The organism is Micromonospora sp. NPDC048835 (assembly GCF_040649995.1).
Classification (GTDB): Bacteria; Actinomycetota; Actinomycetes; order Mycobacteriales; family Micromonosporaceae; genus Micromonospora.
Genome location: NZ_JBEZGM010000016.1, coordinates 131,247 through 152,669 on the forward strand (window position 1 = coordinate 131,247; position 21,423 = coordinate 152,669).

The following is a 21,423-nucleotide window of genomic DNA, read 5'->3' on the forward strand; positions in this document are numbered from 1 at the left end:
TCACTCCTAGAGTTCCCGTACGCGGACGTTGCGGAACTCGGCCAGGTCGTTGTCACCGTGGTTCTGCAGACCGACGAAGCCGCGCAGGAACTGCCGCAGGTCGGTCGGTGGGTCGCCGGCGCGCGACGACTGCTTGCCGGGCGTGTTGTCGAACTCGTTGATCACCACGCCGTTGCGGATCATCGTGTAGTGCTGCCCGACGACGCGGATCTCGTAGTCGTTCCACTCGTTCTTCGGTGTCACGCCAGCCTGGGCGAGCGGCACCGGGTCGAAGTTGTAGACCGAGCCGGTCTTCTGCGGCTCACCGGTGTCACCGTCGTAGATCTGGATCTCGTGTCCGCAGTAGATGGCCATCCACGCGGTCGAGGTCCGGGCCGAGCCGACAGTGCCGCAACTGCCCGGTGGGCGCTGCTCCAAGGGGGTGCGCAGGTCCGGGAAGCGGATGAAGACGCCGGTGTTGGCCCGGCCGGTACCCGGGGCGATGTCCTTGAACTGGAGCCGCAGCGAGAAGTCGCCGAGTTCCTTGGTGTGCCAGAGCATGCCCAGGCCACCGCTTGGCCGCAGCGAGCCGTCCGGCTGGATCGCGAACGACCCGGTCGGTGCCTGTTGCCACCCGCGCAGCGACTCGGCGGTGCCGTCGAAGAGCGGCTCGTACCCGGTGTGCCCGGTGCGGCCGATCTCGGACGCGGCGGCCAGCCGGGTCAGGGTGCCCGACTCGCGGGCGGTGAGCAGGTCGTCGTCCTGCAACGCCTGGGTCACCGTCTTGACGTGCCGGACGAAACCGTCGTGGTCGGCCCAGGTGCTCTCGTCGTCGATCAGGTCGTTGGCCGTGCAGCCCTGCCCGACCGTCCGACTGGGCACGCCGGTGTCGGTGTCGCCGAGCCACACGTTCGCCCGGTCGTCCGGCACCGCGCAGCCTACCGTGACAGTGCTCTGCACCGTCGCCTTCTCACCGTCGGCGTACGTGACGGTCAGCTTCGCGGTGTAGGTGCCGACGGCGGCGTACGTGTGCCGGGGGTTCGCCTCGGTCGACGTGGCACCGTCGCCGAACTCCCACCGGTGGCTGACGCCCCCGGAGCGGGCACCGTCGAAGGCGATGGTCAACGGCTTGTTCTGTACGGCGACCGAGGTCGCCGCCGGCGCCGGGGTGGGCGCGCCGCCGGTGTAGGTGATCCGGATCAGCTTCTGGTTGGGGTGCAGGCTGAAGAACCCGCCGCCGTAGTCGAGCAGGTAGAGCGCGCCGTCCGGGCCGAACTTGGCGTCCATCCAGCTCTGCAACCGGGTGTCGCCGTTGCCGCCCGGGATGATGGCCCGCAGCGACTCGGCGTACACCGGTGGGGCGGCCTGCGGCACGCCGGCCGGGTCGACGGTGACCGCGACCCGGTTGGCCGCGTTCGACTGGTCGCCGATGAACCACTTGCCGTCCCAGTGCTCCGGCCAGGCGACGCCGCTTGCGGTGTCGACGAGGCTGCGGTGGTACGTCGGGCCGGACATGATGGCCTGACCGCCGCCGCGCAGGTACGGCTGGGTGTAGGTGGCGTCGGCGGCCACGTAGGTGGGCAGCCCGCTGCCGTCGGTGCGCTTCGGGAACACCGGGCCGCCGCCGTCCGGCGAGTACCAGATCATGTTGTCCCGGGCCGCGGGGATGTCCACCAGACCGGTGTTGCGCGGCGAGGTGTTCTTCAGGTTGTCGCAGTCGTACCAGCCGGTCAGCACCGTCGCGTCGGTGGTGCTGCGGTCCCGGTACGGCTGCCGGTTGCCCATGCAGTACGGCCAGCCCTGGTTGCCGGCCGAGGTGATGATGGTGGCCGTCTCGTACTTCGCCGGGCCGAGGGTGGGGCTCGGCGAGGCGGCGTCCGGGCCGACCCAGCCGGCGGTCAGCCACTGGTGCACCGGGTCGACCTGCAGGCGGGCGATGTTGCGCACGCCCATCACGTAGATCTCCGGTCGGGTCTTCTCGGTGCCCGGCGGGAACAGGTTGCCCTCCGGGATGGTGTACGTGCCGTCCGCCTCCGGGTGGATTCGGATGATCTTGCCAGCGAGGTCGTTGGTGTTGCCGGACGTCCGTCGCGCGTCCTGGAACGAGATCCCCTGGTACTCCTGCGTCCAGTTGTTGCCGGAGTAACCCTGCGATCCCTCGGACGAGTTGTTGTCGCCGGAGCCGACGTAGAGGTTGCCCTTCGCGTCGAACGCCATGCCGCCGCCGGCGTGGCAGCAACTGTGGATCTGCACGGGGAACTGCAACAGGTCCTTACGGGTGGCCTGGTCGACGGTCTGCGCCTGCCGGTCGTAGGTGAACCGGGAGACGGTGCGCTGCCCGACCCGCTTCTCCCGATCGACCGAGTCGTGCGGCATCCAGTAGACGTAGAGCCAGCCGTTCTCGGCGAACGCCGGGTCCGGCACGATGCCGAGCAGCCCCTCCTCGTTCTTGACCAGCTCGGAGCCGCTGCCCCGGTTGCCCATCACCTCCAGGGTGGTGAGCAGCTTGACCTGCTTGGTCCGTGGGTCCCAGGAGTGGATGGTGCCGCAGCCCAGGCCGACCTTCGGGTTGGTCCAGTCGGCGACCGGGCCGCTCGGGCAGGCCGCTTTGCCGACGTAGAAGACCGTGCCGTCGGGGGCGATGGTGAGCCCGTGCGGCTCGCCGATCTGGTCCAGCTGCCCGGTCTGGTTCGCGGCGGTGAGTCGCTCCACCTTGTAGTTCGCGGCGATGGTGGCCTGGCAGTCGCCGCGGACCCGACCGGTGGTCCAGTTGAGGGCCCCGGCGAGGTGAGCGCGGAACGCCTCCTCGCCGTAGCTGCCCTCGGTGTGGCCCATGCCGGTGTAGAACGACCGGCCGCCGTCGTAGTCCCGGCACCAGGACACCGGGTGGAAGGCGCCGTTGGCGGCCGCGCCCGCGTTGTAGTGCCGTTCCTCGACCTGAGCGAGGGTGTGCACGGCGCCGATCGGGTTCGGGTCCCAGTTGTCCCAGCGGTCCGAGCGGGTGAGGGTCAGCGGCAGCGACGCGGTGGCCGGGTGCTTGCGGTCCAGGATGTTCACCACCGCGCGGTTCACCGCGGGCGGCTCCGGCGCGGTGGTGCTGCCGGTGAAGAGCCGCAGGTCGGCGAGCTGGACCAGCGGCTCACCGCTGTTCGCGGTGACGTTGAGCCGGTAGCGGGTGAACTCCTGCGGCGCGGCGATGTCGAACCGGCGGGTCTGGAAGCGGTCCGGGAAGGTCTGCCCGGTGCGGCGGTCCAGGTCGGTCCAGCTCTGACCGTCGGTGGAGCCCTGCAGGGTCCAGTCCTTCGGGTCGCGGCCGGAGGAGTCGTTTGCCGACGTGAGCGCGTACCCGGTGACCCGCTTGGCGGCGGCCAACTCGTACGCCACCCAGCCGGTCGGGGTGCGGACCAGCCACTTCGTGTTGGCGTCGCCGTCGGTCAGCTTCTCCTTGGTCTCGTTCGGCGGGTTCTCGCCGCTCGCGGTCACCCGGGCCACCGGCTCGGCCACCGGGATGGCGCCGGCCGGGCGGGTGCCGATCAGCCCGGTGAACCAGGCGGAGTCGACCTGGGCGCGGGCCGCGTCGGCGATGCCGACGAAGCCACCGCCGGCCTTGACGTAGCTCTGCAGCGCCGACTCCTGGTCGCGGTTGAGCGCGGCGCCCGTCGCGGAGAGAAAGACCACGCTGCGGTACGCGGACAGCCCGGCCGCGGTGAACGCACCCGGGTCCGTGGTGGCCGTGACATCGATGTCATGACCGGCAGCAAGCTGTTTGATGGTGTCCACCGCGCGAGAAACCGGGTCCTGTTGTTCGGCCACCGGGCCGTGGAACACCAGGACAGCGGTCTTCTGCTGCTGCGCCGCCTGTGGGGCGGCCGTTCGTGGTGCGGCCGCGGCCGCCGTTGTCGCTGGGATCAGCGTCGCGAAGGCCGCCAGCGCGGCGAGGGTTCGTCCTACGTTTCTGGTCATGCCCGTCCCACTCTCGGTTCGGTCAGCTTCCGTGCGTGTGGGTGTGGCCCTGGAACCGGTGGATCGCCTCCTCGGCGCCCGGCGGCATGCTCCCGTCGGCGTTGCGCACCAGGAAGATCCCGGCCATGCCGCCGTCGGAGTGCGACTGCACGTGGCAGTGGTACATCCACGCGCCGGGTCCGACGCCCTCCCCGGCCAGCACCTGGAAACCGAAGGAGCTGCCGGGATTGAGGTCCTTGTTGTCGACCACCAGGCTCGGGTCGCTCGGCCCCTCCAACATTCCGGTGCGGTTGTCCGCCCAGCGGTGGGCGTGCAGGTGAAAGGTGTGGAACAGGTTGCCGTGGCCGATGGCGATCCACTCGACACGCTCGCCCAGGTTCGCCTCGAACATCGGCGTGGCCGGGGCCATCCGGTTGTTGATCATCATGTCGTGGAACACGGCCGTGAACTGCTTTGACGGCAGGATGTCGCCCCGCCGCCGCACGATCAGCGCACCGTAGAGTCCCTTCGCGACACCGCCGGTGCCGTGGTCGGTGCCGAGCGCGTGGTCGTGGTAATGCCAGTAGCCGGCGCTGCCCGGCATGTACCGCCGGCCTGCCGCGGCCACCATCTCGTGCGAGCGCCAGACGTACGTCCGCGTCTCACCGGGGTTGTTGAACGAGGCGTTGAACGGGCTGCCGTCCGATTCGGTGCTGTAGTCCACCCCGTGCGGGTGGATGGACAGCCGCTGGTTGGTGGTGTTGACGAGCGTGATCTCCAGCGTGTCGCCCTCGTACATCTCCAGGACCGGGCCCGGGACGGTGGCCTGACCGGGTGCCAGGCCGTAGCCGAACAGGTTGCCGGGCAACTGTTCGGCGTAGATGGTGATCTTCTTGGTGACGCCGGCGGCGGCCCGGGCCGGGCTGCCTCCGAACGCGGTGCCGATCGTTGGGGCGGACGCGCCCAACGCCCCGGCGGCGAGCGCGCCGGTGGCGATGAGCGACCTACGGGACAGGTGGCGGTGAGGGCCACCAGCGTGATCGTCCATGGGTCTCCGTTCCCGACCGGGCGAAGACGCGACGAGGACAGGGTGCATCGACCGCCGAGCACGGGGGCGGTGGCACGACTGAGGGTGAGGCTCGTCGCGGGCTTCGCTCGGAAGACTCAGAACTTTCGATGGATGACAGCAACTTATGTAATCCATCGACGAAAGTACAGGTCTGATTGCAAAAAGATTACCTTGACATTGCGACGTTCGTCGATTGACATGATGCTGACATGCTCGGCCGGACCCCGGTTCGGCCAGGGCGTGTCCTGCCGGTCATGCGCTCTGCGGATAGTCCGGGGCGGCGCGACATCCCACCCGGATGCCCGTTCGAGCAGGAGCTGCCGTACGTCGGCGAGGGAGCAGAGGCCAATGCCGACATGTGGGCGACCGCGGATGAGACCCGCGAGGAGATCGTCGCACTGTACCGTCGCGCGATCGCCCACGCCGACACCACCATCGCAGCTCTTGCGCTGGATGAGGTGGGCCGCGTGCCGTGGTGGGGCGATGCCGAGGTCACGTTGCACCACGTCGTGGTCCACGTCATCGCGGAGACACAGCGGCACGCCGGCCACGCTGACATCGTGCGCGAACTCATCGACGGCACGGCCGGGCTGCTGCACAGGAACGACAATCTGCCCCCCGCCGACGAATCATGGTGGCGGGACTACCGCCAGCGGGTGGAGCAGGCCGCCATCGATGCCAGCGGACGCAGCAACTAGGTCTGGTCGGGCGTGCCGGGCAGGGTCGGTGACTGGTCGGGCTGACCGAGCTGCGCGACGTGGGTCGGGTCGAGGACCCGGGAGAGGAACGCGCGGGTCCGTTCGTGCTTCGGCGCGCCCAGCACCTCCTGCGGCGGCCCCTGCTCGACCACCACGCCATCATCCATGAAGACCACCCGGTCGGCGACGTCGCGGGCGAACGCCATCTCGTGGGTCACCACCATCATCGTCATGCCGTCCTCGGCCAGCTTGCGCATGACGGTGAGCACGTCGCCGACGAGTTCCGGGTCGAGCGCGGAGGTCGGCTCGTCGAAGAGCATCAGCTTCGGCTCCATCGACAGCGACCGGGCGATCGCCGCCCGCTGCTGCTGCCCGCCGGAGAGCTGCGCCGGGAAGGCGTCGGCCTTGTCGGTCAGCCCGACGCGCTCCAGGTTGGCCCGCGCGATCCGCTCGGCCTCGGCCCGACCCCGGCGGAGCACCCGCCGCTGGGCGATGGTGAGGTTGTTCAGGACGGTCAGGTGCGGAAACAGGTTGAACGACTGGAACACCATGCCGATGCCGCGACGAACCGCATCGATCTCGACGTCCGGGTCGGTCATCTCGACCCCGTTCACCCAGATCGTGCCGGCCGTCGGCTGCTCCAGCAGGTCGACGCAGCGCAGCAGGGTCGACTTGCCGGAGCCGGACGGCCCGATCACGCAGACCACCTCGCCCTGGCCGACCTCGAAGTCGATGCCCTTGAGCACCTTGAGCGGCCCGAAGGACTTGTGCAGGTCGCGGATCTCCACGGCGGGGCGGGACGGGGTGGTCGTCATGGGTCACCGGGCCTTGGCGTAGCGGAGTTCGAGGCGTCGTACCACCTGCGACAGCGGCAGGGTGATGATCAGGTAGGCGAGGCCGGCCACCAGCAGCGGGGTCGCGTTCACCCGGTCGTTGAGCATGTCCCGACCGAACTTGGTGATCTCGATCGTCTGCGCCGTCACACCCAGCACGTAGGCGAGCGACGAGTCCTTGGTGAGCAGGATGAGCTCGTTCGTCAGCGGCGGGATCACGATCCGGAACGCCTGCGGGACGACGATCGTGCGCATGGCGGTGAAGTGCGACATGCCGAGGGTCCGCGCCGCCTCCATCTGCCCCTTCGGCACAGCCTGGATGCCGGCCCGGATGGTCTCCGCCATGTACGCCGCGGCGGTCAACCCGAGGCCGATCGCGATCGAACCGAACACCCCGCCCGGAATCTCACGCTCCGGAAAGGCGATCGGGATGCCGTACCCGACGAGGAAGAGCACCAGCAGCGCGGGCAGCCCCCGGAACAGCTCGATGTACGCCGTCGCCACCCAGCGGTACGGCGCCACCCGGGACAGCCGCATCAGCGCCAGGATGGTGCCGAACACGAGGCCGAAGGCGAACGCGCCGAGCGTGTAGAGGATGGTGTTGCGCAGCGCGACCGTGATGATGGTCGGGAACATCGACTTGATGATGTCGACGCGGAAGAACGCGTCGGCCAACCTGTCCCAGTCCGCGGCGACGAGCACCGTGACGATGATGGCGATGAAGACCAGGTACTGGAGCCCGAGGGACAGCCGCTCCCGCTGGCGGCGTCGCAGCTTCACGTTCGCTCGTTGCCTTCCCGGAGGGTTACCGACACGGAGGGCGCGCGGGACGCACGCCCTCCGGTACTACGTGGTGCTCAGGCGCTCGGCCGCTCCGCGGCTCAGGCGCTCGGCCGCTTACCGATCCACTTCTCGTAGATCGTGTTGTACGTGCCGTCCTGCCTGGCCTTGGCCAGCACCTCGTTGATCTTCTTGAGCAGCTCCGGGTTGGCGTCCTTCTTCACCGGGAAGCCGTACTGCTCGCCGGTGTCGAACTCGGCGGCCACCTCGAACCCGCCCGGGTTCTTCTTCAGGTACTCGGTCCAGACCGGCAGGTCGTTGATGGCGGCCTCGACCTGGCCGTTGGCGACGGCCTGCTGCAGGGCGGCGAGGTCCTCGAACTCGACGAGCTTCAGGCCCTTCTCCGCCTCGAACTTCTTGGCGTAGTCGCGACCCGTGGTGGCCGCCTGGACGCCGAGCTTCAGGCCCTTGAGGTCGTCGAGCGACTTGTACGTCTTGCCGGTCTTCACCAGCATCGCCTGGGTGGCGTCGAAGTACGGGTCGGAGAAGTCGATGACCTTCTTCCGCTCCTCGGTGATGGTCATGCCGGCGGCGGCCGCGTCGCACTTGCCGGTGTTGAGGTCCTGGCCGGACTTGATCCCCTCGAACGGGGTGTCGATGATCGTCTGCTCGACGCCCAGCTCCTTGGCGACCAGATCCATGATCTCGACGTCGAAGCCGGTCACCGTGCCGCTGGCGTCCTTGGACTGGAACGGCGGGTACGGCAGGTGGGTGCAGACGGTCAGCTTGCCCGCCGAGACCAGCTTGACGCCGCTCGCCTGGACCTCACTGTCGTCCTTCTTCGCGCAACCCGCGGTCAGGGCGAGGGCGGTGACTGCCACGACGAGACCGGCCTGGCGGACGGCGCTTGGGAACCTCACGGCTGTGCCCCTCCGATTCGGCTTCCATTGCACAGAAAGCCAATCTGGTTCATAGACTTTGCGATAAGCGACCGTACCCGATCCGGCGCTTCGCCCCCAGATCGCGCGGCGACCGCCGGCCCGGCCCGGCACGCCACCCCAGCCGGCAAACCCGACACAGATGCCGCAAAGGGTCTCAGCCGCCGGTGCCCTCGGCCGCCCCGTCCGGCGTGAGGGCCCCCTCGTGGGGGTCTGTGTCCAGGAACACGTGTTGGTGGCCGTGGCCAGCATCGACGCTGACCTGGTCGAGCTGGGTCGCCGCCACCGACCAGATCGTCGCGGCCTCGGCCGCCTGCCGGGCGGTGACGTCCAGCAGGGCCGCACGCTGCGCGGGCGGGACGCTGACGGCCAGCGCGTAGGCGTCGACGGCGAGCGACGCCTGCTGTACCGCTCCGCGTAGACCTCCGCGCGCCACGTTTGTCGCGGTGGTCCCCGACGGCGGCTCGGCGAACGGCTCGGCCGCCTGACGCATCACGTCCTGCCACTGGCGTGCCTTCGCCGCGTCCGGCGCACCTGAGCCGGTCGCCTCCGTCTTGATGGCGGCCAGGACCGGGGCGACCTGGTCGCGCACACGGCGGGCCGTCTCGGTCAGCTCCACGATCTGCTGGGCGTCCCGCTTCGCCTCGGCCTCCTTGATGTCCGCGATTGTCGCCTCGGTGGCGTCCGGACGGCCCACCTGATAGCCGATCAGCCCGCCCAGCAACGCGGTGGCCAGCGCGATCACACCCGCGACTGCCGCGAACCGCGCTGTGCGGCCAGGACGCCCGCCGGCCTTGTCCAACAGGTAAGAGGGTCGGCCGGTGCGGCGCGCCATCGCATCTCCTCACATCGATGGTGTGGGGCCAAAGATTAGCCGCCCGTGACGACGCCCGTCGATAGCGCCGAGCCGCGGACCCAACTCGTCAACTGCACCCTTTATAGTTACTTGAACTGTTTCAGATCTTTTGTCCGTATTCGGTACCTAGGGTGTCCCTTGCCCCTCCGTCACCAACCCAGGACAGCCACAAGCGTCGCACCGAGGAGGACAAGTTGAGTGAACCGACAGGGATGACACCGGACGAATCGAGCGGTCGAGGACGCCGGCGCAAGATCAGAGCCATTATGGCCGGTGGGCTCGCCCTCGGCCTCGGCGCGACGATCACCCTCGCGGCCTGGAACGACTCGGAGTACGCCACGGGCACGTTCACCGCGGGCACCTTCAGCATGGAGGGCAGCACGAACGGCACCACCTACGCGGAGCACCCCACCGCCGGTACGGCCGCGGCGTTGGTCTTCAGCACCGGCTTCGACGACATCAGCCCCGGCGACGTGGTCGCGGCCCCCTTCGCCGTTCGGCTGACCGCTGCCACGACCTACGACGCGACAGTCACGGTGGCGTCGGCGACCCCCGCTCCGCCCGGCTTCGTCGGCCTCACCTACGGCATCGCCACCGTTCCGGCCTTCGCCGACTGCAGCGCGACACCCACCACCCCGACCTGGATCGTGGCACAGGGCACGGCGCTCAACTCGGTGACCGGGGCGGTGCCGTTCAACCTGACGCAGGGCACGCCGCCCACGACGCCTGGCGCTCCGGTGAACCTGTGCTTCGTCGTCACGGCGGGAGCCACCCTGGTGCAGGGCACGACGGTCACGGAAACCTGGCAACTCCTGGCCGAGTCCGTATAGGCGGCGGCCGTGGTCAACCGTCGGACACCGGCCGGAACGCCACGGCTGCGCCGGACCCGTGCCGTACTCGCCGGCGCACTCGTTCTCGGCCTGGGAACGACGTCCACGCTCGCCGCGTGGACCGACAGCGAGTACGGCACCGGGTCGTTCGGCGCCAGTGTCTTCGGCACCGAGTCGCAGACCGCCTCCAGCAGTTGGGCCAGCCACACTCCGGCGGTCAACGCCGCGTCGTTGGCGTTCAACGCGACGGCGATGTCCCCCTCGGTGTCCTTCTACGCCTTCCTGGACATCCGGACGACCGCGACGACGAACGTCGGCGGAGCGGTGGCGCTGACGGGTTCCACGAACAACTCCGGTGCGCTGCTGCCCGCGCTCGAGTACCGGGCGGTACGGACGGCCACCAGCAGCACCACGTGTGCCGCCGCCGCGTTCACCGGTACGCCCACGTGGATCGTCGGGCCCAGCTACTCGGCCATCACCTCGGTGCCCGGCTCGCCGGTCTCGTCCACCATCACGGTTCCGGGCGGCGCGACACCCCAGCTGCGGTTCTGCTTCGAGGTGCGGGTGCAGTCCGGCGCCAGTAACGCGTACCAGGGCACGACCGGCACCGTCACCTGGGAATTCACTGCCACGTCTACGTAAAGGATCTACACATGGTGGGACGCGTGCGTCGACGGCACGGTGCCCTCGCCCGGGTCGGCGACCTGGCGCTGACGGTGCTCGCCGTCGGCGGGACGGTGTGTGTCGTCCTCGTCCCGCTGGCGTTCTTCTTCGACATCTCCCTCATCCTGTTCAAGACCGGCTCGATGAGCCCGACCATCCCCGCCGGCTCACTGGCCGTGGTGCGTGAGGTTCCCGCGTCCGAGGTGGCGGTGGGCGACGTCGTCACCGTCGACCGCACGCCGTTGCCACCGATCACCCACCGGGTCGTCGACATCGCCAACGGTGGCGGGCCCGCTCGCCTGCTCACCCTGCGCGGGGACGCCAACCAGTCCAACGACGCCGCGCCGTACGCGGTCGACAAGGTGCGGCTCGTCGAGTGGTCGGTGCCCAGGCTCGGCTACGCGGTACGCACCGTCTCGAACGTGTACGCGATGAGTGCGATCACCGTCGGGACCGCCGCGATCGTCACCTGGGCGTTCTGGCCACGTACCACCGAACCGCAGTCCCGGCGGCGCAGGACGTGGCAGCGCCGGGGACCGGGCTCGCCGCCGCCCGGCCGGGCTGGAACGGACCCCGGCGTCGGCACCCACGCCAGCGGCGCGACAGCGCGCGACGACTCGACTCTGCGGCGCATGTTCGTCCTGGTGGCGGTCCTGCCGGGCGTCACGGCCGCCGTGCTGGCCACCCCCGGCCAGGCACGCGCGGACCCGACCGAGGAGGTCATCCGCAGCCGGTACCTCACCCTGGTCTCGATCGGCGACCAGGACCGCATGACGAACCTCGCACCGAACGAGCCGGTGCCCTGGCAGGTCGGCGTGTCGGCCCACACGAAGCAGCCCGGGGCGGTGACCATCGCGCTGTCGGCGCTGGGCCCCCTCGCCGTCGATCCGGCCGGACTCCAGGTCATGGTGGCCGTCTGTGCCCTGCGGTGGGTGCGGGGTGCCTGCCCCACGGGCCAGGGCGAGCAGGTCCTCGCCGACGGCCCCGCCACCAGACTTGCCGCACACCCGATCACGATCAGCTCGATGCGCGCCGACCAGCAGCGCTGGGTTCTCGTCACCGCGAGCCTGCTCGCCCGGTCCACCGCCTCCGGATCGGCGGATCTGATCCTCACGGCGACCGGTTTCGGCGACCGGGCAACGGCGGGTGGCACGGTCGGGCCGCTCCCGCGTACCGGAACCAACCTGTGGACACCGGTGCTCGCCGGTGCCGGTGTGCTCCTCGCCGGCCTGCTGCTCATCCTCGCCACCCGTCGACATCGGTCGAAGGTGGAGCAGCGGTGAGCCGTCGGTGGGTACCGGCGGTCGCCACGCCGACCCGCCGTGGTCGGCGGCGCTGGCTGGCGGGCGCCGTCGCCCTGCTGCTCGCCTGCACCGTCGTGCTCGCACCACCACAGTCGACACTTGCGGCGTGGACGGACACCGAGTACGCGACCGGCTCCCTGCAGGCCGGCACGGTCAACCCACCGACGAACCTGCAGTGCACGGCGGGCCTGGCCACCCCGCCGACCTTCACCTGGACCCTGCCGGTCGGCGGCCTGACCCGCACCGGGTTCACGTGGTCGCTGTCGGGGGCCTTCACCGGCGGCGGAAGCCTCGGCGCCAGCGCCACCTCGGTCACCGTCCCCGGGGCGTTGCTGAGCATCGGCACCGGCACCTTCCGCCTGGTGGCGAACGGCCCCGGCGGCTGGACGTCGACGGCTGTCACCGGCACGGTCGGCATGCTGACCGCGCTGATCTATTCGTGCAGCGTGCCGTAGACCGGGTAACCCCACTCGGCGAGGGGCTTCTCCAGCACCCGCTCGATCGCGGCGAGCTGCGCCGGGCTGAGTTCGTCCCGGTACGCCTCCGCCCGGCCCACCGTGAAGTCGTACCGGGAGAAGCCCTTCGCGAAGGCGGACGACCAGCCCAGGCCGAGGAAGTCGAGCATCCGGCCGACCTGCTCGCGCGGCTGCTCGACGAGATCCTCGTAGCGCACGTCCAACCACATGTCGGCCGGATGCCGCAGCCGGGCCTGCGCGAAGGCGTCCATCAGCATCTTCCAACCCAGCGCGGCGAGCACCGGGAAGGACCGGCCCGAGTCCAACCACTCCTCCCGCAGGTCGGACGGGAGCGGGCCGTAGATCCAGTTGTCCGGCCCGCGCCAGCCGTCCCACCAGCCCATCTGGAGCCACGAGTTGGCCACCGCCCGGCCGTCGCGCACCACGTTGACCACCCGCAGCTCCGGGTACGCGGCGTGCAGTAGCCCGGTTCGCGGCCAGCCGGTGACGTGCTGCACCAACTGCTGACAGCCCTGCCTGGCGATCCGCTCGTCGAAGAAGGCCCGCAGCCGGCGGGCCACGAACGGGGTCAGGTCCTCGGCCAGCAGGTCCCGGCACGGGCGGGAGAAGCCGGCGAGTACCTGCCGGTCCAGCAGGCGGTACGCCTCCGACGGCGCCACCCGGAGTCGACCCCGCTCCAGCAACCGTCGACTGTGTCGCAGCGAGGTCATCCCCGCCGGCCGGGGCGCCGAGCGCCGGTAGAGCACCCCGTTGAACCGGCCCTTGGGGTTGAGCCGGGCGAGTTTGTCGTCCAGGCCGGAGACGAAGCCGACCGCCGGGTGCCGGGAGAGCAGCTCCTGGACCAGGGTCGAGCCGCAGCGACCGGTGCCCACCACCAGTGAGAGCATGTTCAGCCTTCCTGCCGGGTGGCGGGTGACGGGGTGACGACCGGGTCCGCGCCGAGGCGGGCCGCCGGGCGGCGCAGCGGGTAGCCGAACCGGTTCAGGGCCACGGCGGTCAGCCCGGTCACCACGGCGTACGCGCGGGTGGGGAGCCCGGTCAGCCACTCGGTGTCGGCGACCACGTCGACGAGTCCGGTGCGGTGCCGCGAGGGATTGCCGGCCACCGAGTGGGTCGGGGTGAGCCGCACCGTGCTCGGTGTCGGGAACGGAAGCTCGTCCGGGCTGGCGCCGACGAAACCGGCGATGCGAGCGGTGGTGCCGGCCGGGTCGGCCACGAAGTCCTCGTACCGCACCCGCAGGTAGCGGCCCGGTGCCCGGCGGCCGCCCCACAGTCGTACGGTCGCGGTGTTCCAGACCAGCCAGAGCAACGCGGCCTTGCCGACCGGTGGGCGGCTCATCAGCTCATCGCCGGCACGCCCGTCCAGGGGACGTCGGCGACGCCAGGAGTAAGCGGTCGCACGCGGGTCGCGCACCACGTGCAGGACGTACAGGTCGATGCCGGGCAGGCTGCCGAGCAGGGCACCGTAGGGCGGCAGCTTGGAGGAGTCGACGATGACACCGTCCGACCCGCCGGCCAGGGCGTGTTCGGCGATCGAGGCGTACAGCCGGGCAAGGTGCCTGTCGTCGGGGTGACCCGCGACCGGCGGCTGCCCCCGACGCCTGCGGCGCAGCAGCGCGGGCAGCCCGCGTAACCGCAGCCGCTGGGCCAACCGGGCGGCGATCCCGGCCGGGTCGGCGTCGGTCAGGTCGGCGCGCACCCGGGCCCAGAGCGGGCAGTCGGCCAACGGGGAACCACAGCCGCACGGCCGGTCCTCCAGGATGCCGCGCCGCCACAGGTAGCGCAGCTCGCCGGCGGCGAAGAAGCCCGGCAACTGTCCCAGGACCGTGGTCACCAGTGTGCTGCCACTGCGACCGCTGCCGGCGAGGTAGAGCACCCGCACCTGGCTCACCGGGCCGCTCCCCCACCGGCGGCGGCCCGCCGCCGCGACGGCAGCGCCCCGGCGGCCTCCGCGTACAGCCCACGGATCCGGTTAAGGTGCCGGTCCGGAGCGAACTGGGCGGCGATCTTCGCCCGGCCGGCCCGACCCATCCGGTACGCCCGCTCGGGGTCGGCCACGATGTCGGTGAGCGCGTCGGCGAGGGCGGTGGGCCGATCGGCGACGACGATGCGGCCATCGACCTCCGGCTCGACGAGTTCGGGCAGCCCGCCGAGGTCGGTGGCGACCACCGGCACACCGCAGGCGAATGCCTCCAGCACCGCCATCGGCTGGTTCTCGTGCCACCGCGACGGTACGGCGACCACCGCCGCCGAACGGATCAGCTCGTGCAGGCGTGGCTTGTCGAGACGGCCGTGGAACCGGACCCGGCCGGGCGCCTGCCGCGCGGCGAGCGCCTCCAGCGCCGGGCGGGCCGGGCCGTCTCCGGCGATGTCCACGTCGACCCCGTCCGGCAGCGCGGTGGCCGCCTCGATCAGCACGTCGACGCCCTTCTCCGGCGCCAGCCGGCCGGCGTAGACGACACCACCGCCGGGCGTCTGTTTCGCCGCGACGCCGGTCAGGTCGACGAAGTGGTTGACCACCCGCAACCGGTCCGGGTAGACGCCGGCGCGGCGCATCACGTCGGCCAGGAACCCGCTAGGGCTGACGAAGAGCTGCACCGGGTCGTACGCGTCGAACCGCCGGTGCAACCAGGACTCGACGGCGAGCAGTCCGCTGCGCGACAGCGACCCGTCCTTGCAGCGGCGGCGGGCCGCCCGCAGCGGACCGCCGGTGACGCACGCCTGGCAGGGGCGGCCTCGGTCCAGCAGTTGGTAGCTCGGGCAGGCGAGCTTGTAGTCGTGCATGGTCAGCACACACGGCACGCCGGCGGCGCGGGCCGCGGCGAGCACCGACGGGGAGAGCTGGTGGTAGATGTTGTGCAGGTGCAGCACGTCCGGTCGGAAGTCGTCGATCGCCTGGGCGAGCCCGCGGCGACTCGTCGGCGACCAGAGCATCCGGCCGACGGCCACCGCGCGGGGCCGTACGCCGCTCGGCGCCGGCTCCAGCTCCACTTCGGACGGGAACAGCGCGGCGTACGGCAGCGGCGATTCGTTGTCGGGGTGGCTCATGCCGAAGTAGGCGACCGTGTCGCCCGCAGCCCGTTGCAGGTCGGCGAGGTCGAGCAGATACCCCTCCGCGCCGCCACGGCGGTAGAGGAACTTGTTCACATGCAGCACGCGCATCGACTCGGCCTGCTCACGTCGATCGGGCGAACCGGGCCCGGAGGTGATGACCGAGGTCTGCCCGCCCCGGCCAGGGCCCACGGTATGCAGGGCGGGTCGGCGAGTCCAGTTCACGTTTGGCAGGTGTGGCTGAACGGGTGATCTTCGTCTGCCCGTGCGGTCCGCAGCCTGGCCTCCCGTGGTGATCTCCCGATAGCCTGGCTGCCGCCGGTCGTACCCGCTCTGGCGCGGGGCCGGGCCGGTGCCCGACGAGGAGGACCGTGGCAGCCGACGACGAGGTCTCCGCGCTCGCGTACACCGCGCGGCGGATCCGGCGGCATCTGCGCTGGGCGCGCACCGAGGGCATCGGTCGGCTGATCGAGGAGGACCGTCTCAACCCGGTCGACCGCATCGGCACGGCCCTCGCCAAGCGACGGTGGCGACGACGGGCCGGCCGGACGCCCGGCTCGGCGATGCCGGTCTATCTGGTCGGCCTGCAACGCTCCGGCACGAACATGCTGGTCCGGGGCCTGGACGCCGCCGGAGAGGTCGAGGTGCGCAACGAGAACGACAGCACCCTCTTCCACCGTTTCCAGCTCCGCCCGGACCCGGTGCTGACCGCCACTCTGCGGCGCAGCCGGCACGCGTACGTCCTGGTCAAGCCGCTCTGCGAGAGCCACCGCGTGGACGAGTTGCTGGCCCTGCCGGGGCTGACACCAGGGCGCGCCCTGTGGGTCTGGCGCGACGTCGACGACCGGGCCCGTTCCGAGGTCGCCAAGTTCGGCGACGCCAACCTGCGGGCGCTGCGGGCGATCGCCGACGGCACGATCGGCCGACGGTGGCAGGGGCAGCGCCTCGACGCCGACACCGTCGAGCTGGTCCGGGCCCACGACCCGCAACGGTTGGATCCGTACAGCGGTGCGGCGCTGTTCTGGCACGTGCGCAACTCGCTCGTCTTCCGGCTCGGCCTGGACCAGCGGCCCGACGTGCTGCTCTGCCACTACGACAGCCTGGTCGCGGAGCCGGCGGCACAGGTCCGACGGCTCTGCGCCTTCCTCGACTTCCCGTACCACCCCCGGCTGCACGCGCACATCGCCCCACGCGCGTCGCACGCGGGCGACCGTCGGCTCCCGATCGACGGGCGGGTCCGGGCTCGCTGCGACGAGCTGGCCGACCGACTGGACCGCGCCGCGGCCGGCGCCCGACCCGAGACGACGAAGGCGGTCGACAGTGACTGAGACCGGAACCCGCACCGCGCCGATCTTCCTGGTCGGCTGCCAGCGGTCCGGCACCACGATGGTGCGCCTCGTCCTGGACTCGCACTCCCGGATCAGCTGCGGCCCGGAGACCCGGTTCCTGCCGGACCTGCGGCGGATCGTCGGCCGGGACTGGGAGCGACTGGCCCGCTTCGGCTTCCCTCGCGAGGACTGGCTGCGCCGGATCCGGGACTTCTTCGGCGGCGTGCACGCCGACTACGCCGCCGCGCGCGGCAAGACCCGGTGGGCCGACAAGACCCCGCTGTACGCGATGTCGCTCGACTTCGTCACCGAGGTGTTCCCGGACGCCCAGATCGTGCACCTCATCCGGGACGGACGCGACGTGGTCGTCTCGCACCGCAAACGGTTCGGCTACTGGTCGGCGGTGAAGTGCGTGGTGAAGTGGCCGCGCTACATCCGCACCGCACGGGCCGTCGGCGCCACCCTGCCGGCGGACCGCTACTACGAGCTGCGGTACGAGCAGGCGGTCAGCGAACCGGAGAAGACGATGCGGGCCCTCTTCGAGTTCCTCGGCGAGCCCTGGGAGGACGGCATCCTCGACTACGACAGCAAGCAGCACGACGTGGCGCAGAAGTACACCACCGAGGCCGAGCGGCGACGAGCGGCGGTGGGCGACACCGCGCCGATCTACGGCTCCCGGGTGGGCAGCCACCGACGCGAACTCGACCCGTTCCTGCGCCTGCTGTTCTGGGTCTTCTCCGGTCGGACCCTGCGCGCCCTGGGCTACCGGTGACCGGCCCGCTGCGGCTCCGCGCGGTCGCCGTCGTCGTCGCCACGCTCCTGCTCACCGTCGGCTGCACCGGCCGCGACGACGACCCGCCGCCGGCCGCCACCCCCTCCGCGACGGCAACACCCGGAGCGACAGGCACACCCGCAGCGACAGGCACCGTCGACGGGGTGGGCAATCCGTTCGGCGCACACTGGGACTGGTCGCGGTACCAGCAGTTCGCGCCGTACCTGCGCCGGCTCTCGGGGTCCGCGACGTACGAGGAGATCTCCTGGTGCGAGATCGAACGGACCCCGGGGCAGACGGACTGGGCCGGGCTGGACGAGATTGCCGCCCGCAGCCGGGACCTGGGCATCACCCTGCACCTGAAGATCCGCACCGGTGTGTGCTGGGCGACCGGTGGCACCGCGCGCTACACCCGGGGCACGGCGAACAAGACCGAGTCGGCGATGCCCGGCGACCTCGGCGCGTACCAGCGCTTCGTCCGCGCGGTGGTGCAGCGCTACGGCCCGTACGGGGTGCGGGAGTACGCCATCGAGAACGAGGTCAACGCACCGAGCTACTGGGCGGGCAGCCCCGAGGAGTACGCGCGGCTGGTCCGGGCCGCCGCCGAGACGATCCGCGCGACCGACCCGAAGGCGCGGGTGGTCGACTCCGGCATCAGCAGCGTCGCGTACGGCATGGGGGTCGCCGACCGGCTGGTCCGCGCCGGTCGGGTGCCCGAGGCCGTCGCCGCCTACCAGGCGTACTTCACGCGTCGGGTCGGCACCCGGGGGCAGCAGATCCCGGCGGTGACCGGGGAGGCGCAGCTGCGCAGGGCGCTCGGCACCGCGACCAACAGCCGTAGCCTGCGCTTCCTGACGGTGACCGAGTCGCTGCTTGCCGATCGCACCCTGGACGTCCGGCAGGTGCACTTCTACGAGCACTTCAGCGGGGTGGCCCCGCTGCTCGACTACCTGCGTGCCACCACACCGACGGGTACGCCGATCCAGGCGTGGGAGGTCGGGCAGTTCTGGCGCGACGGCGACGGTGACCCGGCCAGCCGGGCAGCGGAGATGGTCAAGACGGTCACCCTGCTCGCCGCCGGCGGGGTCGGCGAGGTCAGTTGGTTGCCGTTGGCGTACAACCCGAACAACGCGGCCGGTAGCGAGGTCCGCTACGGCCTGCTCGACCCGGACGGCACCGAGCGGGAGGCCGGCCGGATGCTTGCCGCCCTCGCCGACGCGGCCCGGGGCGCCACCGTCACGCCGCTGCCGGCCTCGGTGGCCGACCGGCTGGCCGGGGTCGCGTTCGTCCGGGGCGGGTCGAGCACGCTTGTGCTCTGGTCGGCGGCGAACACGCCGGTGACCGTGCCGGCGACACCCGGCGGACGCTCCGGCGCGGTGGGCTCTCCGCTGGCTGCGGCCGGTGCCGGCACGACGGTGACCGACGTCCCCGTGCTGCTCCGCGCGGACCAGCCGGTGGAGCGGATCCTCGCCACCGTCCGCTAGTCGGGCCAGGTTTCGGGCCAGCCCAACAGGGCGGCCAGGCGCGCGTTGTGCGGCGCGAACTGCTCGCTCAGGCGCTCCCGCAGGGCCGGGGTCAGCTCGGAGACACCCGGGTCGACCCGGCGGGTGTGCCGGGTGAACGCCTCCGGGGTGAAGGCCGGCAGGCCGAGGAAGCGCACGATGTCGCCGTACGTGCCGGCCGGGTCGGTGTGCAGGTCCTCGGTGCGGGCGACGTGGATCCGCTCCCGGGGGACGTGCGCGAACCACCGGTCCAGCTGCTCGGCGTAGCGACCCCGGGCCGCGTACGAGTGGTTGCGCAACGCCCGGTGCGCGGCCGGGCTGTCCGGGCCGCGCCGCGCCGCCCGGGCCAGCCGCTCCTCCTCGGCGTCCAACGCGTCGGCGAAGGAGAGCGGCTCGACGCCGTACGAGCGGGTGTGCAGGTAGTGCGAGTAGGCCCGCTGCACCGGGTCGCGCAGCAGGACGACGAAACGGGCCTGCGGCAGGGTCGCCGCGACCCGGGCCGGCACGCTCGGGTGGAACAGGTAGTAGGGGCTCGCCTCGAACGTCCGCTCACCGGGTGCGAGCCGGGGAAAGTGCCCCCGGTACCAGCGCACCCCCCGGGCGTGGTGGACGCTGAAGTACTGCAACTCCTTGCCGCTGGCCACCCGTACCCGGGGATGCGCCGCGAGGTGGTGGTACAGCGACGTGGTGCCGCAGCGCTGCCCACCGATCACCAGGAAGTCGGGCAGCGGCCCCGGCGCCCCCGGTCGGGCCGCCCGTGCCCAGGCCCGCGCCGCGCGGACCCCCCGACGCAGCCGGTCGGTGACCTGACGCCGCGCGCCGCCGGTCACGCGCCGACCCCGGCGGCGGGGCGGGGGGCATCGGGGCGGCGGCCACCCCGGCCGGTCACCGATCGCAGCACCATGACGTCCTCCCGGCTGAGCCCGAGGGCGAGCACCGTGGCGAGGTACGCCACCACGATCGCGGCCAGGCCGACCGCGAGCTGCGCGGTCCAGCCCTCGACCAGCCACCGCACACCGAACCCGACGCCAAGCGCGACGAGCGCGGCGAGAAGACCCTTGACCATGCCCACCGTCACCGGGACGGTGTGCACCTGCGCGCGCACCTGCCAGACCCGGGCGACGTTCACCGCCGCCAACGACACCGCCCAGGCCACCGCCGCGCCGAGGATGCCGTACGCCGGGATGAGCCAGAGGTTGAGCAGGACGTTGAGCACCAGGGCCGCGAGGTTGTCCGCCATGTTGACCGAGACCCGGCCGGACATGTTCAGCAGCGTTCCGCACGGCCCGGTCGCGGCGTTGACGAGCTGGCCGAGGGCCAGCACGACCGTCACCGCCGCGCCGCCGACCAGACCCGGCCCGCCGACGAGGCGCAGCAGCTGCTCCGGGAAGACCAGCAACGCCACGAAGGCCGGCAGCGACAGCCGCAGCACCCAACCGGTGGCGACCCGGTAGATCCGGCGCACCTCGTCCAGTCGGCCCTGGTGGTAGAGGTGCGCCAGGTGCGGGCCGAACGAGGCGTTGACAGGTGCCAGCACGAACACCGCGATCGTCACCAGCCGGGTCGCCACGTGGTAGACGCCGATCGCGTCGGGTCCGTAGTCGAAGAAGCCGAGCAGCAACGCGTCCACCCAGATCAGCCCGGTGGACGACAGCGAGGAGACCCAACTGACGGTGGAGAACCGGAACAGCTCGCCCGGCCGGTACACGGGTCGGGTGGCGGGTACCCGGCGCACCATCCGGGCGAGCGCCACGAGGGCGAACGCGGCGGCGCTCCAACTCGCCGCCACCAGCGCCCAGAACGCGCCGGTGAGGCCCGCCCCGAGAGCGAGGGCCAGGGCGGTGAGCACCAGCCGGGCGGCCGGCTCGTAGACCTGGCCGATCAGCGCGTAGGCCCGTTGGGTACGCCAACCCCGGGTGGCCGCGAGCGCGGCCTCGCAGACGGTGGCGGCGGGCAGGCACAACGCCACCAACCGCAGCCCGGTGGTGAGCTGCGGGTCGTGCAGGGCGTCGGCGAGCCACGGCGCACCGGCCGCCAGGCCGACGGCGATCACTGTGGACGCTCCGGCCGAGATGCCGAGCCCGAGCCGGATCGCGCCCCGGAGGGCGGCCGGCTCGTCGTCGGCGAGGTGCACCGCCACGAACCGGGTCAGCCCGGCCCGGAAGCCGGAGAGGGAGAGCAGCCCCAGCAGCGACAGCACGGCGTAGACCTGGGCGTACCGGCCCAGCTCGGGCACCCCCAAGGCCCGGGCCAGCAACAGCATGACCAGGAAGAGCGCCACCTGGCTGAGCACGGCACTGGCCAGGTTCAGCACACCGCCGCGGGCCATGCCGCGTACCTGCTTGTCGCCGGCCTCCGGCGCGGCCGGCGCGCGTCCGGTCACCTCGCGCACCCGGCGGCCC

General features: G+C 71.5%; 19 protein-coding genes. 8 read left to right on the forward strand and 11 right to left on the reverse strand.

From position 1 onward, the window contains the following. Positions 1–6 precede the first annotated feature (6 nt). Positions 7–3,942, reverse strand: coding sequence for a ThuA domain-containing protein (locus tag AB0C15_RS20530; protein WP_357354166.1), 3,936 nt, complete (start codon positions 3,940–3,942; stop codon positions 7–9). A 22-nt stretch (positions 3,943–3,964) separates the two neighbouring features. Further along, positions 3,965–4,969, reverse strand: a complete 1,005-nt coding sequence (locus AB0C15_RS20535) for a multicopper oxidase domain-containing protein (RefSeq protein WP_357354168.1) — start codon at positions 4,967–4,969, stop codon at positions 3,965–3,967. 275 nt (positions 4,970–5,244) lie between these two features. Between AB0C15_RS20535 and AB0C15_RS20540 the strand changes: the two genes are divergently transcribed. Then, entirely contained in the window at positions 5,245–5,688 is a 444-nt protein-coding gene (locus AB0C15_RS20540; RefSeq protein WP_357354170.1) for a DUF664 domain-containing protein, read from the forward strand. Here the strand turns inward: AB0C15_RS20540 and AB0C15_RS20545 are convergent. The 4 genes from AB0C15_RS20545 to AB0C15_RS20560 form a co-directional block, all read right to left on the reverse strand. Then, the gene (locus AB0C15_RS20545; RefSeq protein ID WP_357354171.1) at positions 5,685–6,503 is read right to left on the reverse strand and encodes an amino acid ABC transporter ATP-binding protein; all 819 of its coding nucleotides are present in this window, start codon (positions 6,501–6,503) and stop codon (positions 5,685–5,687) included. The genes AB0C15_RS20540 and AB0C15_RS20545 overlap by 4 nt on opposite strands. A gap of 3 nt (positions 6,504–6,506) precedes the next feature. Further along, positions 6,507–7,301: an amino acid ABC transporter permease gene (locus AB0C15_RS20550; protein ID WP_357354173.1), complete on the reverse strand. Its 795-nt coding sequence runs from the start codon at positions 7,299–7,301 to the stop codon at positions 6,507–6,509. Between the two features lie 101 nt (positions 7,302–7,402). After that, positions 7,403–8,221 carry a basic amino acid ABC transporter substrate-binding protein gene (locus tag AB0C15_RS20555; protein WP_357354175.1) on the reverse strand — a complete coding sequence of 273 codons (819 nt, stop codon included), beginning with the start codon at positions 8,219–8,221 and terminating at the stop codon, positions 7,403–7,405. A gap of 175 nt (positions 8,222–8,396) precedes the next feature. After that, entirely contained in the window at positions 8,397–9,074 is a 678-nt protein-coding gene (locus AB0C15_RS20560) for a hypothetical protein (protein WP_357354177.1), read from the reverse strand. A gap of 215 nt (positions 9,075–9,289) precedes the next feature. On the opposite strand from AB0C15_RS20560, the gene AB0C15_RS20565 reads away from it, so the two are divergent. From AB0C15_RS20565 to AB0C15_RS20580, 4 genes are read left to right on the forward strand one after another with little or no spacing between them, the layout of a single operon-like run. Next, positions 9,290–9,925, forward strand: a complete 636-nt coding sequence (locus AB0C15_RS20565) for a SipW-dependent-type signal peptide-containing protein (RefSeq protein ID WP_357354179.1) — start codon at positions 9,290–9,292, stop codon at positions 9,923–9,925. A 9-nt stretch (positions 9,926–9,934) separates the two neighbouring features. After that, entirely contained in the window at positions 9,935–10,567 is a 633-nt protein-coding gene (locus tag AB0C15_RS20570) for a SipW-dependent-type signal peptide-containing protein (RefSeq protein WP_357354181.1), read from the forward strand. Positions 10,568–10,578: 11 nt separating this feature from the next. Next, positions 10,579–11,871, forward strand: a complete 1,293-nt coding sequence (locus tag AB0C15_RS20575; protein WP_357354183.1) for a signal peptidase I — start codon at positions 10,579–10,581, stop codon at positions 11,869–11,871. Then, the gene (locus AB0C15_RS20580) at positions 11,868–12,347 is read left to right on the forward strand and encodes a hypothetical protein (RefSeq protein ID WP_357354185.1); all 480 of its coding nucleotides are present in this window, start codon (positions 11,868–11,870) and stop codon (positions 12,345–12,347) included. Before AB0C15_RS20575 ends, AB0C15_RS20580 begins: the two co-directional genes overlap by 4 nt. On the opposite strand, the gene AB0C15_RS20585 is transcribed toward AB0C15_RS20580, so the two are convergent. From AB0C15_RS20585 to AB0C15_RS20595, 3 genes are read right to left on the reverse strand one after another with little or no spacing between them, the layout of a single operon-like run. Further along, entirely contained in the window at positions 12,326–13,255 is a 930-nt protein-coding gene (locus AB0C15_RS20585; protein WP_357354186.1) for a sulfotransferase, read from the reverse strand. The genes AB0C15_RS20580 and AB0C15_RS20585 overlap by 22 nt on opposite strands. 2 nt (positions 13,256–13,257) lie before the next feature. Continuing rightward, positions 13,258–14,259 (reverse strand): sulfotransferase, encoded by a 1,002-nt coding sequence (locus tag AB0C15_RS20590; protein ID WP_357354188.1) that lies wholly within the window; start codon positions 14,257–14,259, stop codon positions 13,258–13,260. Continuing rightward, positions 14,256–15,530, reverse strand: a complete 1,275-nt coding sequence (locus tag AB0C15_RS20595; RefSeq protein WP_357354190.1) for a glycosyltransferase family 4 protein — start codon at positions 15,528–15,530, stop codon at positions 14,256–14,258. Before AB0C15_RS20595 ends, AB0C15_RS20590 begins: the two co-directional genes overlap by 4 nt. Positions 15,531–15,790: 260 nt before the next feature. On the opposite strand from AB0C15_RS20595, the gene AB0C15_RS20600 reads away from it, so the two are divergent. From AB0C15_RS20600 to AB0C15_RS20610, 3 genes are read left to right on the forward strand one after another with little or no spacing between them, the layout of a single operon-like run. Further along, positions 15,791–16,747: a hypothetical protein gene (locus AB0C15_RS20600; RefSeq protein ID WP_357354191.1), complete on the forward strand. Its 957-nt coding sequence runs from the start codon at positions 15,791–15,793 to the stop codon at positions 16,745–16,747. After that, positions 16,740–17,519: a sulfotransferase gene (locus AB0C15_RS20605; protein WP_357354193.1), complete on the forward strand. Its 780-nt coding sequence runs from the start codon at positions 16,740–16,742 to the stop codon at positions 17,517–17,519. Before AB0C15_RS20600 ends, AB0C15_RS20605 begins: the two co-directional genes overlap by 8 nt. Further along, on the forward strand, positions 17,516–19,003 hold the full coding sequence (locus AB0C15_RS20610) for a hypothetical protein (protein ID WP_357354195.1): 1,488 nt from the start codon (positions 17,516–17,518) through the stop codon (positions 19,001–19,003). Before AB0C15_RS20605 ends, AB0C15_RS20610 begins: the two co-directional genes overlap by 4 nt. Here the strand turns inward: AB0C15_RS20610 and AB0C15_RS20615 are convergent. After that, the gene (locus tag AB0C15_RS20615; RefSeq protein WP_357354197.1) at positions 19,000–19,851 is read right to left on the reverse strand and encodes a sulfotransferase; all 852 of its coding nucleotides are present in this window, start codon (positions 19,849–19,851) and stop codon (positions 19,000–19,002) included. The two genes, AB0C15_RS20610 and AB0C15_RS20615, sit on opposite strands and share 4 nt — an antisense overlap. Further along, complete coding sequence (locus AB0C15_RS20620) at positions 19,848–21,404, reverse strand: oligosaccharide flippase family protein (protein WP_357354199.1); 1,557 nt, start codon at positions 21,402–21,404, stop codon at positions 19,848–19,850. Before AB0C15_RS20620 ends, AB0C15_RS20615 begins: the two co-directional genes overlap by 4 nt. Positions 21,405–21,423: the final 19 nt, after the last annotated feature.